This is a genomic window from Kitasatospora sp. NPDC054768 (assembly GCF_053612025.1).
Genome location: NZ_JBSHBN010000027.1, coordinates 1 through 14,038, shown reverse-complemented (window position 1 = coordinate 14,038; position 14,038 = coordinate 1). Strand labels below are relative to the sequence as shown.

At 72.3% G+C, this 14,038-nt stretch carries 11 protein-coding genes; 7 read left to right on the top strand and 4 right to left on the bottom strand.

The features are described 5' to 3' along the window. Positions 1 to 12: 12 nt before the first annotated feature. Positions 13 to 1,935, bottom strand: coding sequence for an AMP-dependent synthetase/ligase (locus ACWGKU_RS11100; RefSeq protein WP_380542275.1), 1,923 nt, complete (start codon positions 1,933 to 1,935; stop codon positions 13 to 15). 306 nt (positions 1,936 to 2,241) lie between these two features. Between ACWGKU_RS11100 and ACWGKU_RS11095 the strand changes: the two genes are divergently transcribed. The 4 genes from ACWGKU_RS11095 to ACWGKU_RS11080 all read left to right on the top strand — a co-directional run bounded on the left by ACWGKU_RS11095 (position 2,242) and on the right by ACWGKU_RS11080 (position 8,305). Continuing rightward, the gene (locus ACWGKU_RS11095) at positions 2,242 to 3,975 is read left to right on the top strand and encodes an ABC transporter ATP-binding protein (RefSeq protein ID WP_452178216.1); all 1,734 of its coding nucleotides are present in this window, start codon (positions 2,242 to 2,244) and stop codon (positions 3,973 to 3,975) included. A 155-nt stretch (positions 3,976 to 4,130) separates the two neighbouring features. Then, positions 4,131 to 6,029 carry an ABC transporter ATP-binding protein gene (locus ACWGKU_RS11090; RefSeq protein WP_452178219.1) on the top strand — a complete coding sequence of 633 codons (1,899 nt, stop codon included), beginning with the start codon at positions 4,131 to 4,133 and terminating at the stop codon, positions 6,027 to 6,029. A gap of 82 nt (positions 6,030 to 6,111) precedes the next feature. Further along, positions 6,112 to 7,137: an RNA polymerase sigma factor SigJ gene (gene sigJ, locus ACWGKU_RS11085; RefSeq protein ID WP_452191409.1), complete on the top strand. Its 1,026-nt coding sequence runs from the start codon at positions 6,112 to 6,114 to the stop codon at positions 7,135 to 7,137. 88 nt (positions 7,138 to 7,225) lie between these two features. After that, positions 7,226 to 8,305 (top strand): NAD(P)/FAD-dependent oxidoreductase, encoded by a 1,080-nt coding sequence (locus tag ACWGKU_RS11080; protein WP_452178217.1) that lies wholly within the window; start codon positions 7,226 to 7,228, stop codon positions 8,303 to 8,305. A gap of 130 nt (positions 8,306 to 8,435) precedes the next feature. On the opposite strand, the gene lepA is transcribed toward ACWGKU_RS11080, so the two are convergent. Beyond that, positions 8,436 to 10,304 carry a translation elongation factor 4 gene (gene lepA / locus ACWGKU_RS11075; protein ID WP_401053709.1) on the bottom strand — a complete coding sequence of 623 codons (1,869 nt, stop codon included), beginning with the start codon at positions 10,302 to 10,304 and terminating at the stop codon, positions 8,436 to 8,438. Between the two features lie 397 nt (positions 10,305 to 10,701). Between lepA and rpsT the strand changes: the two genes are divergently transcribed. Both rpsT and ACWGKU_RS11065 read left to right on the top strand, forming a co-directional pair. Further along, positions 10,702 to 10,971 carry a 30S ribosomal protein S20 gene (gene rpsT / locus ACWGKU_RS11070; protein WP_030309778.1) on the top strand — a complete coding sequence of 90 codons (270 nt, stop codon included), beginning with the start codon at positions 10,702 to 10,704 and terminating at the stop codon, positions 10,969 to 10,971. Between the two features lie 277 nt (positions 10,972 to 11,248). After that, positions 11,249 to 12,064, top strand: coding sequence for a hypothetical protein (locus ACWGKU_RS11065; protein ID WP_401054371.1), 816 nt, complete (start codon positions 11,249 to 11,251; stop codon positions 12,062 to 12,064). Positions 12,065 to 12,140: 76 nt separating this feature from the next. On the opposite strand, the gene holA is transcribed toward ACWGKU_RS11065, so the two are convergent. Then, complete coding sequence (gene holA / locus ACWGKU_RS11060; RefSeq protein ID WP_401054372.1) at positions 12,141 to 13,139, bottom strand: DNA polymerase III subunit delta; 999 nt, start codon at positions 13,137 to 13,139, stop codon at positions 12,141 to 12,143. Positions 13,140 to 13,212: 73 nt separating this feature from the next. On the opposite strand from holA, the gene ACWGKU_RS11055 reads away from it, so the two are divergent. After that, positions 13,213 to 13,506 carry a hypothetical protein gene (locus ACWGKU_RS11055; protein WP_380542257.1) on the top strand — a complete coding sequence of 98 codons (294 nt, stop codon included), beginning with the start codon at positions 13,213 to 13,215 and terminating at the stop codon, positions 13,504 to 13,506. A 118-nt stretch (positions 13,507 to 13,624) separates the two neighbouring features. Here the strand turns inward: ACWGKU_RS11055 and ACWGKU_RS11050 are convergent, their stop codons facing one another. Further along, on the bottom strand, positions 13,625 to 14,035 hold the full coding sequence (locus ACWGKU_RS11050) for a hypothetical protein (RefSeq protein ID WP_452191411.1): 411 nt from the start codon (positions 14,033 to 14,035) through the stop codon (positions 13,625 to 13,627). Between the last annotated feature and the right edge of the window lie 3 nt (positions 14,036 to 14,038).

The window sequence follows — 14,038 nt, the reverse complement described above, 5'->3', positions numbered from 1 at the left end:
GGGCGGGGCGGCTCAGGCCTCGTTGGCGCCCGCGTACATGGCCGCCACGGCGTCCGCGTAGGTCCGCTCGACCACCGGGCGCTTGATCTTCAGGCTCGGGGTGAGCTCGCCGTGCTCGATGTCCAGGTCGCGCGGCAGCAGGTGGAACTTCTTGATCGTCTGCCAGCGCTGGAGGTCGGCGTTGACCCGCTTGACGAAGCCCTCGATCAGCTGGTGCACGGCCGGCTCGGCGGCCAGTTCGGCGTAGCTCTTGCCGGCCAGGCCGCGCTCGGCGGCCCACGGCAGGAGGACCGCCTCGTCCAGGCCGATCAGCGCGGTGCAGAAGTTGCGGCCGTTGCCGATCACCAGGATGTTGCTGACGAACGGGCAGACCGCCTTGAACTTGCCCTCGACCTCGCTGGGCGCCACGTACTTGCCGCCGGAGGTCTTGAACAGGTCCTTCTTGCGGTCGGTGATCCGCAGGAAGCCGTCCGGGGTGAGCTCGCCGATGTCCTCGGTGTGGAACCAGCCGTCCGACTCCAGCACCTCGGCGGTCTTCTCCGGCAGGTTGTGGTAGCCGCGCATGACGCCCGGGCCGCGCAGCAGGATCTCGCCGTCCTCGGCGATCCGCACCTCGGTGCCGGGCAGCGGGCGGCCCACCGTGCCGATCCGCACGTCCTCCGCGCGGTTGACGCAGGAGCCGGCGCTGGTCTCGCTCAGGCCGTAGCCCTCCAGGATCGGCACGCCGGCGCCGATGAAGAAGTAGCCGATCTCCGGGGCGAGCGCGGCGCTGCCGGAGACCGCACCGCGCAGCCGGCCGCCGAAGGCCGCCCGGATCTTCGCGTACACCAGCTTGTCGGCGAGCGCGTGCTGCGCCCGCAGGCCCAGCGGGGCCGTCTCGGTGCCGGTGGCCACCCGGCTCTCCTGGACCGCCCGGGCGTGCTCGCGGGCGACCTTGGCCGCCCACAGGAAGATCTTGTACTTGGCGCCGCCCTCGGCCCGGGCCTTGCCCGCGATGCCGTTGTAGACCTTCTCGAAGATGCGCGGGGCCGAGGCCATGATGGTCGGCCGGATCACCGGCAGGTTGTGGATGATCCGGTCCACCCGGCCGTCCACCGCCATCACGTGCCCGGTGGCGATCTGCCCGGAGATCAGCGTCTTGCCGAACACGTGCGACAGCGGCAGCCACATGAACTGCACGTCGTCGGGGCCCAGCAGTCCGCTGGCCTCCTGCGCCCGGCCCTCGTACGCCCAGCAGTCGTGCACCAGGCGCACGCCCTTGGGGCGGCCGGTGGTTCCGGAGGTGTAGATGAGGGTGGCCAGCTGCTCCTTGTCGAGCCCGTCGACGGCCTTCTCCACCGCGTCCGGGTGCTCCGCCAGGTACCGGGCGCCGCGCTCCTCCAGCTCCGCGAGGGTGAGCAGCTCCAGGCCGGCGCTCTCGGGGGCCTCGGCGGGCGCGTCGAAGAGGATCACGGTGCGCAGCTCGGGCAGCTGGTCGAGCTGCTCGACGGCCTTGGCCAGCTGGGCCGCGTTCTCGGCGAACAGCGCCCGGGAACCGGAGTCGGAGAGGATGAACGCCGTCTCGTCCGCGTTGGTGCTCGGGTAGACGGTGGTGATCGCGGCGCCCGCGCACATGGCGCCGAGGTCGGCGACGATCCATTCCAGCCGGGTCGAGGAGGCCAGGGCCACCCGGTCCTCGGGGTGGATGCCGAGTGCCATCAGGCCGGCGGCCACGGCCTTGACCCGGGTCGCGGTCTGCGCCCAGGTGAGCGAACGCCACTGCTCGGCGCCGGGCGCGCCGTCGGCGGCCTGCTCGTCCACGGGCGAGGGGTAGCGGTAGGCCTCGGCGTTCGGGGTCAGGGCGACCCGCTCCAGGAACAGGTGGGCGACGGAGGCCGGACGCCCGGCGACGAGGTCGGACCTGCCGGAGCCGATCAGGGACTGCGCGGAACTCAACGAGGACCTCCGGGGGCGGGTGGCCGTCTGGATTGTCGCGGCGTCCGTGGGGGCGGTCGCCGGGCCCCGGTTCACCTGAACGGTACCGGTCAGTAACAAAGGGGCAATCAGCAGCCTAGGGGGAAACCGGTCATTCCGTAAGAGGGCAGCGCCCGACGGCACGCCCCCGCGCCACCGGTGCCGGACCCGTCCGTTCGGCAAAGGCCCGGCAAACCTCCGGCTCCCGCACGCCGAATGACCTGTACGACGCTACAGAACACGGAGAATTGGGGTGCGAACCCGACCGGCGACGACAAGAGTGTGCTAGTGCTGATCAGATTGCTGAGGGCGTACCTGCGCCCGTACTCCCGACCGATCACCCTGCTGGTACTGCTCCAGCTGGTGTCCACCCTCGCGGCGCTCTACCTGCCGACGCTCAACGCCGACATCATCGACGACGGCGTGGTCAAGGGCGACACCGGCTACATCCTGCGCGTCGGCGGGGTGATGATCGCCGTCACCGTCCTCCAGGCCCTGTGCTCGGTCGGCGCCGTCTTCATCGGCGCGCGCACCGCCATGGCCTTCGGCCGGGACGTCCGCGCCGCCGTCTTCGACCGGGTGCAGAGCTTCTCCGCCCGCGAGGTCGGCCAGTTCGGCGCCCCTTCGCTGATCACCCGGACCACCAACGACGTCCAGCAGGTCCAGATGCTCGCCCTGATGAGCTTCACGCTCATGGTCGCCGCGCCGATCATGTGCGTCGGCGGCATCATCATGGCGCTCAACCAGGACGTCCCGCTGTCCGGCCTGCTGCTCGCCGTCATCCCCGCGCTCGGCGTCGTCGTGGTCCTGCTGGTCCGCGCGCTGCGCCCCCGGTTCCGCAGCATGCAGGAGCGGATCGACACCGTGAACCGGGTCCTGCGCGAGCAGATCACCGGCATCCGGGTCATCCGCGCCTTCGTCAAGGACGACCAGGAGCAGGCCCGCTTCGCCGACGCCAACGAGGACCTCACCCAGGTCGCCCGCCAGGTCGGCCGGCTGATGTCCATCATGTTCCCCACCGTCATGCTGGTGGTGAACGTCTCCAGCGTCGCCGTGCTCTGGTTCGGCGCCCACCGCATCGACAGCGGCGCCATGGAGATCGGCGCGCTCACCGCGTTCCTCTCCTACCTGATGCAGATCCTGATGAGCGTCATGATGGCCACCTTCATGTTCATGATGGTGCCGCGCGCCGAGGTCTGCGCCGAGCGCATCGAGGAGGTCCTCGGCACCCACAGCAGCGTCGTCCCGCCCACCGACCCCGTCCAGAAGGTGCTGCGCCGCGGCAACCTGGAACTGCGCGACGTCGACTTCCGCTACCCCGGCGCCGAGGCCTCGGTGCTGCGCGCCATCGACCTCACCGCCCGCCCCGGCGAGACCACCGCGATCATCGGCTCCACCGGCAGCGGCAAGTCCACCCTGCTCGGCCTCGTCCCCCGGCTCTTCGACGCCACCTCCGGCCAGGTCCTGCTCGACGGCGTCGACGTCCGCGAACTCGCCCCCGCCGCGCTCGCCGAGAACGTCGGCATCGTCCCGCAGAAGCCCTACCTCTTCTCCGGCACCGTCGCCAGCAACCTCCGCTACGGCCGGCCCGACGCCACCGACGAGGAGCTCTGGCACGCCCTGGAGATCGCCCAGGCCAAGGAGTTCGTCGAGAAGCTGCCCGAAGGCCTCGACGCCCCCATCGCCCAGGGCGGCGGCAACGTCTCCGGCGGCCAGCGCCAACGCCTGGCCATCGCCCGGACCCTGGTCCGCCGGCCATCCGTCTACCTCTTCGACGACTCCTTCTCCGCGCTCGACTACGCCACCGACGCCAAGCTCCGCAAGGCCCTCGCCCGCGAGACCTCCGACGCCACCGTCCTGATCGTCGCCCAGCGCGTGTCCACCATCCGCGACGCCGACCGGATCGTCGTCCTCGACGAGGGCGCCGTCGTCGGCACCGGAACCCACCACGAGCTGATGGCCGACAACCCGACGTACCGGGAGATCGTGCTCTCCCAGCTCACCGAGCAGGAGGCGGCGTGACCACGCCCGGAAAGCCCGACCTGGACAAGGGGCAGGCCCCCGGCGGCGCCCCCACGGACACCCTGAAGAGGGACGCCCCGCCGGAGGACACCGGACTGCCCAGCGACTCCCAGGCCGCCGCCGCCCGCCGCGGCCCCGCCGGCCCCGGCCGCTTCATGGGCGGCCAGGGCACCGAGAAGTCCATGGACTTCAAGGGCTCCGGCAAGCGCGTCCTCGGCCTGCTGCGCCCCGAACGCAACACCCTGATCGGCGTCCTGCTCCTCGGCGTCATCGGCATCGGCTGCGCCGTCATCGGCCCCAAGATCCTCGGCGACGCCACCGACCTGATCTTCGCCAGCGTCGTCGGCGCCCGCTTCCAGGCCGGCACCTCCAAGGAACAGGTCGTCGACGGGCTGCGCGCCCACGGCGAGGGCGGCGTCGCCGACCTGCTCTCCTCCGTCGACTTCACCCCCGGCCAGGGCATGGACTTCGGCGCCATCGGCACCGTCCTGCTCTGGGTGCTCGGCATCTACGTCGCCTCCGCCGTCTTCGGGATCTTCCAGGGCCGACTGGCCACCCGGGCCATCCAGGCCGCCGGCTACCGGCTGCGCCAGGACGTCGAGGCCAAGCTCTCCCGGCTGCCGCTCAGCTACTTCGACAAGCAGCCGCGCGGCGAGGTGCTCAGCCGGGTCACCAACGACATCGACAACATCGGCCAGTCCATGCAACAGACCCTCGGACAGGTCGTCAACTCGCTGCTCACCGTGGTCGGCGTGCTCGCGATGATGTTCTGGATCTCCCCGCTGCTCGCCGTGATCGCACTGGTCTCGGTGCCCGCCTCGGTGATCGTCGCCACCAAGGTCGGCAAGCGGGCCCAGCCGCAGTTCGTCCAGCAGTGGAAGTCCACCGGCCAGCTCAACGCCCACATCGAGGAGATGTACACCGGCCACACCCTGGTCAAGGTGTTCGGGCGCCAGCAGGAGTCCGCGGAGACCTTCCGCGAGCACAACGACGCGCTCTACCAGGCCAGCTACAAGGCCCAGTTCATCTCCGGCACCATCCAGCCCGCGATGATGCTGATCGGCAACCTCCAGTACGTGCTGGTCGCCGTCGTCGGCGGCCTGCGGGTGGCCAGCGGCTCGCTGTCCATCGGCGACGTCCAGGCGTTCATCCAGTACTCGCGGCAGTTCAGCCAGCCGCTCACCCAGGTCGCCAGCATGGCCAACCTGGTGCAGTCCGGCGTCGCCTCCGCCGAACGCGTCTTCGAGCTGCTGGACGCCCCCGAGCAGAGCCCCGAACCGGCCATGCCCGAACGGCCCGACGTGCTGCACGGCCGGGTCTCCTTCCAGGACGTGGCCTTCCGCTACGACCCCGAGAAGCCGCTCATCGAGGACCTCTCGCTCAAGGTCGAACCCGGGCAGACCGTCGCCATCGTCGGCCCCACCGGCGCCGGCAAGACCACCCTGGTCAACCTGCTGATGCGGTTCTACGAGGTCAGCTCCGGACGGATCACCCTCGACGGCGTGGACATCGCCGCGATGTCCCGCGAGGAACTGCGCTCCGGCATCGGCATGGTGCTCCAGGACACCTGGCTGTTCGGCGGCACCATCGCCGACAACATCGCCTACGGCGCCGAGTCGGCCACCCGCGAACAGGTCGTCGAGGCCGCCAGGGCCGCCCACGTCGACCGCTTCGTGCGCACCCTGCCGGACGGCTACGACACCGTCATCGACGACGAGGGCACCAACGTCAGCACCGGCGAGAAGCAGCTGATCACCATCGCCCGGGCGTTCCTCGCCCAGCCGTCCATCCTGGTCCTGGACGAGGCGACCAGCTCCGTCGACACCCGCACCGAGGTGCTGATCCAGCGGGCCATGGCCCGGCTGCGCACCGGCCGCACCAGCTTCGTGATCGCCCACCGGCTCTCCACCATCCGGGACGCCGACGTGATCCTGGTGATGGAGAACGGCTCGATCGTCGAGCAGGGCTCGCACGACGAGCTGATCGCCGCCGACGGCGCCTACGCCCGGCTCTACCAGGCACAGTTCGCCGAGGCCGCGGTCGAGATGGACTGACGTCCGGCCGACCGGAGGGCCGGGGCGGGGACTTCCCGCCCCGGCCCTTCGCTTCGCGGACACCGCGCGCTACGTTGGGCCCGTGACCGACGACCAGGCCCCGGACCGCCCGGACACCCCTGCCGCCCCCGGCACCCCCACTGCCTCCGGTACTCCCGCTGCCTCCGGTACTCCCGCTGCCTCCGGTACTCCGCGGACGCCGGACGCCTTCGAGGCGAACCGCCGCTACCTGGGCTCGGTCGCCTACCGGCTGCTCGGCTCGTTCACCGACGCCGAGGACGTCCTCCAGGACGCCTGGCTGCGCTGGCGGGCCGCCGACCGCTCCGCCGTCGCCGACCCGCGCGCCTTCCTCACCACCGTCGTCACCCGGCTCTGCTACGACCAGCTGGGCTCCGCCCGGGCCCGCCGCGAGGCCTACTACGGCGAGTGGCTGCCCGAGCCCGCCGTCACCTACGCCACCGGCCCCGACTCCCCCGCCGAACTGGCCGAACTGGCCGAACGCGGCGAGTCCGTCTCGCTCGCCCTGCTGGCCGTACTGGAACAGCTCACCCCCGCCGAACGGGCCGCCTTCGTGCTGCACGACGTCTTCGCGGTCGGCTTCGAGGAGATCGCCGCCTCCCTGGAACGCACCCCCGACGCCGCCCGCCAGCTCGCCTCCCGGGCCCGCCGCCGGGTCCGCGACGGCGGCCGCGCGCAGGACGCCGCCCGGCGCACCGGCGGGACCGACCGGGCCGAGCACCGCCAGGCCGTCGAGGCCTTCGCCGCCGCCAGCACCCGCGGCGACATCCTCGCCCTGATGGAGGTCCTCGACCCCGACGTGGTCTGGCACTCCGACGGCGGCGGCATCGTCCGCGCCGGAGTCCGCCCGATCCACGGCGCCGACCGGGTGGCCCGGATGGTGGCCGGCCTGGTCGCCAAGTGGTTCACCCCCGACACCGCCACCACCACCGCGGTGGTCAACGGCGAGCCCGGACTGGTCTGGTACGACCGGGCCACCGGCACGGTCGGCGGCGTCCTCGCCTTCACCGTGGCCGACGGGCGGATCGCCGAGGCGCACGTCGTGGTCAACCCCGAGAAGCTCGCCCGGGTCCCCGCCGTGGAGCTGTGACACGGGTCACCGTCACACCCCGGCCGGCTGCCTCGTCCCCTTCCCGAACAGCGCTCCACCGGAGCGCCCTCGCGAGGAGGCGGACGAGATGAGCAGCACCACCACCGGGCAACGGATCGTCGTACTGGGCGCCGGGTACGCCGGGCTCACCGCGGCCAAGGGCGCCGGCCGGCACCACGACGTCACCCTGGTCGCCCCCGAGGAGCGGATCCTGCACCGCATCCGCCAGCACGAGACCGCGGCCGGCCGCGGCCGCGACTGGCCCACCGTCGGCGAACTCACCCGCGGCGGCCGGATCACCCACCGCCGGGCCCGGGCCGTCGGACTCGACCCGGCCGCGCACGAGGTCCGGCTCGACGACGGCACCACCCTCGGGTACGACACCCTGGTCCACGCCCTCGGCAGCCGCACCGCCTGGCACGCCGTCCCCGGCGCCGAACAGCTCGCCTACCCGGCGGAGCGCGCCGCCGAGCTGCGCCGCCGGATCGACACGGCCGACCGGCCCGGCACCCTGGCCGTGGTCGGCGGCGGCGCCACCGGCATCGAGCTGGCCACCGAACTCGCCGAGGCCCACCCCTCCTGGCAGGTACGGATCGTCGCGTCCGGCCTGGTCGGCGGCGTCTACTCGGCCAAGGGCCGGGCCCACGTCCGGCGCGTCCTCGCCCGGCTCGGCGCGAGCGTCCACGAGAACACCACCGTCACCGAGGTCACCCCGGACGGGCTGCGCACCACCGCCGGCCCGATCGAGGCCGACCTCGTCGTCTGGGCCGCCTCGCTGGAGCCGCACCCGCTGGCCGCCGAGGCCGGACTGGCCGTGGACGGGCGCGGCCGGGCCGTGGTGGACGACCACCTGCGGTCGGTCTCCCACCCGGACGTCCATGTGATCGGCGACGCCGCCGCGGTCACCGTCCCCGGCATCGGCACCCTGCGGATGGGCTGCGCCACCGCCCTGCCGCAGGGCCAGTACCTCGGCAGGCTGCTGGACGGGCGCACCGAGGGGCCGTTCTCGTTCCGGTACCAGGTGCAGTGCGTGAGCCTCGGCCGGCGGGACGGGCTGCTCCAGGTGGTCCGCCCGGACGACTCGATGCGGCCCACCGTATTCACCGGCACCGCGGGGCGGCTGGCGAAGGCGGCGATCGTCGCCGTGGTCCTCAACAGCCTGAAGTAGGCCCGCCGTCCCCGCCGGCCGCTGCCGGAAGCGCCGGACGTGCCGGGGCCGGGGGGCCGGGGGCTCCGGAAACGCCGAAAGGGCCCGGGCGGGTGCCCGGGCCCTTCCGGCGTGCGTCGCCGCCGTGCCGCTACTTCTTGTCCTTCGGCGTCTCGGCGTCGGTGGACAGCGCGGCGATGAAGGCCTCCTGCGGGACCTCCACGCTGCCGACCATCTTCATCCGCTTCTTGCCTTCCTTCTGCTTCTCCAGCAGCTTCCGCTTACGGGAGATGTCACCGCCGTAGCACTTGGCGAGGACGTCCTTGCGGATCGCGCGGACCGTCTCACGGGCGATCACCCGGGAGCCGATGGCCGCCTGGATCGGGACCTCGAACTGCTGGCGGGGGATGAGCTTCTGGAGCTTGCCCGCCATCATCACGCCGTAGCTGTAGGCCTTGTCCTTGTGGACGATCGCGGAGAACGCGTCCACCGGGTCGCCGTGCAGCAGGATGTCGACCTTCACCAGCTGGGCGGCCTGCTCGCCGATGGGCTCGTAGTCCAGCGAGGCGTAGCCGCGGGTCTTGGACTTCAGCTGGTCGAAGAAGTCGAAGACGATCTCCGCGAGCGGCAGGGTGTAGCGCAGCTCGACCCGGTCCTCGGAGAGGTAGTCCATGCCCTGGAGGTTGCCGCGGCGGGACTGGCAGAGCTCCATGATCGCGCCGACGAACTCGTTGGGCGCCAGGATGGTGCCGCGCACGACCGGCTCGAACACCTCGGAGATCTTGCCGGTCGGGAACTCGCTCGGGTTGGTGACCGTGTGCTCGGTGCCGTCCTCCATCACCACCCGGTAGACCACGTTCGGGGCGGTGGAGATCAGGTCGAGGTTGAACTCGCGCTCCAGGCGCTCCCGGATGATCTCCAGGTGCAGCAGGCCGAGGAAACCGCAGCGGTAGCCGAAGCCGAGCGCGACCGAGGTCTCCGGCTCGTACACCAGCGCGGCGTCGTTGAGACGCAGCTTGTCCAGGGCGTCGCGCAGCAGCGGGTAGTCCGAGCCGTCCAGCGGGTACAGGCCGGAGAACACCATCGGGCGCGGGTCCTTGTAGCCGCCGAGCGGCTCGGTGGCGCCCTTGTGCATCGAGGTGATCGTGTCACCGACCTTGGACTGCCGGACGTCCTTCACACCGGTGATGATGTAGCCCACCTCGCCGACGCCGAGGCCGTCCGCGACCTTCGGCTCGGGCGAGATGACGCCGATCTCCAGCAGCTCGTGGGTGGCGCCGGTGGACATCATCGCGATGCGCTCGCGCTTGGTGAGCTGGCCGTCCACGACACGGACGTAGGTGACCACGCCGCGGTAGGAGTCGTACACCGAGTCGAAGATCATCGCGCGGGCCGGGGCGTCCTTGACGCCGACCGGGGCCGGGACGGTGTTGACGATGTGGTCCAGCAGGTCCTCGACGCCCAGGCCGGTCTTGGCGCTGACCTGGAGCACGTCGGACGGGTCGCAGCCGATGATGTGGGCGATCTCGGCGGCGTACTTCTCCGGCTGGGCGGCCGGGAGGTCGATCTTGTTGAGGACCGGGACGATCGTGAGGTCGTTCTCCAGCGCCAGGTACAGGTTGGCGAGGGTCTGCGCCTCGATGCCCTGGGCCGCGTCGACCACCAGGACGGTGCCCTCGCACGCGGCGAGGGAACGGGACACCTCGTACGTGAAGTCCACGTGGCCGGGGGTGTCGATCATGTTGAGGATGTGCGTCGCCCCGGCGTTCGGGCCGGTCTTCGGCGCCCACGGGAGGCGGACCGCCTGCGACTTGATGGTGATGCCGCGCTCACGCTCGATGTCCATGCGGTCGAGGTACTGGGCACGCATCTGCCGGGGGTCGACGACGCCGGTGATCTGCAGCATCCGGTCTGCGAGCGTCGACTTGCCGTGGTCGATGTGGGCGATGATGCAGAAGTTGCGGATCAGCGCCGGGTCGGTACGGCTGGGCTCTGGCACATTGCTGGGGGTCGCGGGCACCTTGGTCCGATTCTCCGTTGGTCCGGGGCCGGGGGTGTCCGGATCATCGCTGACCGGTTTCCCGGGGACCGGACAGTCTCGTCCGATCGAAATAGTTCCTCCCATCTTCCCACGACTGCGGCCCGGGGCACCGTCCGGGAGTCTCCCGGGCACCCGGGGCGGTCCCCGGGGGCGTCGGGGAAGCTCCTCTCGGGCGTCGGGGGCGGTCCTCGCGAACGTCCGGGGGCGGTCCTCGCGGGCGCCCGGGTGCGGTCCTCGCGGGCGCCCGGTTTGGGGCGGGCAGCGGGCCCCTGGTAGCGTGGGCTGCTGCACCTGGCCTCGGCATGCCCTCTCAGCCTGACCGAAGGCCGCCGGTTGCAACCCCGTTCACAATCTTTAGACAGACTGAGGCTCCTTCGTGGCGAACATCAAGTCCCAGATCAAGCGCAACAAGACCAACGAGAAGGCGCGCCTGCGCAACAAGGCCGTCAAGTCCTCGCTGAAGACCGCTCTGCGCAAGGCCCGTGAGGCCGCTGCCGCCGGCGAGACCGAGAAGGCCACCGAGCTGGCCCGCGCCGCCTCCAAGGCGCTGGACAAGGCCGTGAGCAAGGGCGTCATCCACGCCAACCAGGCCGCCAACAAGAAGTCGGCCATCACCAAGCGCGTCAACACGGCCGTCCAGGCCTGACGCCCCCGGGGGCGGTGACCCCCATCGCTTCGGGACGACCCGGCCCTCTACCCGGACCCCCGAGGCGCGCGAGACTCGCACCGTACGCGGCCTGCGTTCGCCACGCGGGTGCGGTGCAACCAAGCAGTGCGACAGGCGTCGCAGTCGGCCTCCTCCCCGGAGACCACTGCGGCGCCTGTCGCGTTCCGCGGTCCGGCCGCTATGGTCGGTCGGGTCCGTTCGAGGTGCGGTTCGAGGTGCGGGGAGCACCCCGACGCCAGGTCCAGGGGGAACTTCCATGACGACGCCACCGCCGCCACCGGCACCGAACGGACCGGGGTACGGCTTCCCGCAGCAACCGGGCGGGGGCGCGCAGCCGGTACCGGGCGCTCCGGGGCCCGCGGGCGCGGGCGGCTTCGGACCGCCGCCGGGGCTGCCCACCGCGCCCGGCCTGCCCGCCGCCCCGGGCCCCGGACGGAGCGGGAACCTGCGGCGCAACGCCGTCTGGGCGTTCGTCGGAGCGGTGATCGTCTCGGTCGGCTGGGCCGCCGCCGTGATGACCGTCCCCGGCCTCGTCACCAGCCAGTCCTCCCCGCGCGACCTGCGCGGCTACCGGCTCTCCGACGACTTCTGCACCACCGGCAAGCCCACGAAGATCCTCCAGACGTACTCCGTCTCGGACACCTCCAAGCCGACCCACCACACCGACCGGCACCCGGCGCTGGACAGCATGAACTGCTCGATGTCGCTCAAGCGCACCGGCGGCACCAGCGACAGCGAGTACGCCAATCTCTACATGCGCGTCGACCTGCACAAGGCGGTCAACCCGGCACCCGAGCTGGAGGCCAACAAGGAGCTCTACCGGGCGCGCGGCTACCAGGTCACCGACATCGCGGGGCTCGGCGAGGAGGCGTACTTCCTGTACAAGGACGACGGCTCGGACCAGTACCACAGCGTCTACGCCGAGCTGGACATCCGCGACGGCGGGATGACGTACTACGTCACCTACTCGGCCAGCTACACCGAGGGCAAGGGCAAGCCGCCGTCCAAGGACGAGCTGCGCGGCGCCCTCCAGTCCGACGGGCAGGACGCCCTCCGGGCCATGAAGAAGTAGGCCGGACCGCTCGCACCGCCGCCCCGCGCCGCCAGTGGGCGGGCCGTCAGTGGGCGGACCATCAGTGGGCGGGCCGTCAGTAGGTGGGCCGGGAGCCGGCCCGGGCGGCCCGGGCGACGGCGACCACCGCGCGTTCCAGGGCGTAGGCCGGGTCGTCCGATCCGCCCTTGACCGCGGCGTCGGCCTGGGCGATCGCGGTCAGCGCGGTGGCCACCCCGTCGCCCGTCCAGCCGCGCATCTGCTGGCGGACCCGGTCGACCTTCCACGGCGGCATGCCCAGCTCACGGGCCAGGTCGCCCGGGCGCATGTTCCGCCCGGCGCTCGCCAGCCGGCCGATGCTGCGCACCCCGGAGGCCAGCGCGTAGGTGATGCCGGTCGGCGGCTGGCCGACGGCCAGCGCCCAGCGCAGCCGCTCCAGCGCCTCCGCGGCCCGACCGGTGACCGCCAGGTCCGCCACCTCGAAGCCGGTCGCCTCGGCCCGGCCGCTGTAGTAGCGGGCCACCACCGTCTCGTCGATCGCGCCCTCGACGTCCGAGGTCAGCTGGTGGCAGGCGGCGGCCAGCTCGCGCAGGTCGCTGCCGAGCGCGTCCAGCAGCGCCTGGCAGGCCTCCGGGGTCGCGGAGCGGCCCAGGGTGCGGAACTCGCCCTTGACGAAGGCCAGCCGCTCGCTCGCCTTGGCCAGCTTGGCGCAGGCCACCTCACGCCCGCCGGCCTTGCGCCCGGCGTCCAGCAGGCCCTTGCCCTTGGCGCCGCCGGCGTGCACCAGCACCATGATCACTTCCTCGGCCGGCGCCTCGATGTACGCCTTGACCTCCTTCACCGAGTCGGCGGAGAGGTCCTGTGCGGCCCGGACCACGATCACCTTGCGCTCGGCGAACAGCGACGGCGTGGTCAGCTCGGCCAGGCTGCCGGGCTGCAGGCCGCCGGGCGGCAGGTCCCGCACGTCGGTGTCCGGGTCCGCCGCCTTCGCCGCCGCCACCACCTGGGCGACCGCGCGGTCCAGCAGCAGCTCCTCCTGGCCGACCGCGAGGGTCAGCGGGGCGAGCAGGTCGTCGGGTGCACTCTTCCTGGCCATCGCCTACCAGCATCCCACGGCCGCGGACACTCCCGCCCGACGGAGCGGGCGGCCCGACCTGGACAATGGCCCGGTGAGCGAGAACCAGACCACCGACCTCCCGGACGTCGACGACCCGTACGCCCGGCAGCTGCTCGTCCTGCCCGACCGCGACACCGCCCAGGAGGCGGCCGAGGAACTCGGCGCCACCCAACCCGACCTCGGCGAGCTCGAAGTCGTCCGTGACGCGCTCGCGGGCGAGGACGACGCCGAGGACGCCCAGTGGCTGGTCGTCGCCGAGGCCCCGGAGAACGGCTGGACCCCCGCCCTGCTGCACGCCCTCGACACCCTCGCGACCGGCTACGAGGGCTGGCGCGAGGAGGCCTGAGGCCCGCGCCCGCGCCCGCGCCCGCGCCCGCGCCCCAACACCTTCCGGGCCGGCTCGACCACCGCGGCGGCGAGCCGGCCCCCGCCGTCGGCGCCCCTGCCCGCCCGGCCCGGCCGGATCAGAAGTGCGGGGAGCCGGGGGCGCCCCCGAGCCGGAGGTCGCCGACGCCGTCGAGGACCTTCTCCGCCGGGGCTACGTGCCGGCCCGCGGTGATGACGTCGCGCAGGCAGCGGTCGAGCGGGGTGCGCTCGGTGTAGATCGCGGCCGATCCCACGGCGTCGTACAGGAGTTGGACCGCCTCCCGGCAGGCCCGGTGCGCGAACCGGCGGGCCGGCGCGGCCGTGCCGCGCTCCGGCTTGCCCGGAGCGCGCCGCAACCCGCATTTCCAGGCCTTTGCGCGTTCCTGTGGCACCTTGCCGCGGGCTGCCCTCACCGCCCCTGAGCTTGTGGCATTTCTCCGGCGCGGGACGGGCCCCGCCCCCCGCCCCCCCGCAACTTTGTGCTGGCGCGGCGCCGCGACCGGTGACATTTA

Bases quoted from the DNA above. Each gene is read 5' to 3' on its own strand.
- ACWGKU_RS11090 (WP_452178219.1), top strand. From the start codon at position 4,131: ATGGGCGGCCAGGGCACCGAGAAGTCCATGGACTTCAAGGGCTCCGGC.
- ACWGKU_RS11050 (WP_452191411.1), bottom strand. From the start codon at position 14,035: ATGTCACCGGTCGCGGCGCCGCGCCAGCACAAAGTTGCGGGGGGGCGG.
- holA (WP_401054372.1), bottom strand. From the start codon at position 13,139: ATGGCCAGGAAGAGTGCACCCGACGACCTGCTCGCCCCGCTGACCCTC.
- ACWGKU_RS11080 (WP_452178217.1), top strand. From the start codon at position 7,226: ATGAGCAGCACCACCACCGGGCAACGGATCGTCGTACTGGGCGCCGGG.
- ACWGKU_RS11065 (WP_401054371.1), top strand. From the start codon at position 11,249: ATGACGACGCCACCGCCGCCACCGGCACCGAACGGACCGGGGTACGGC.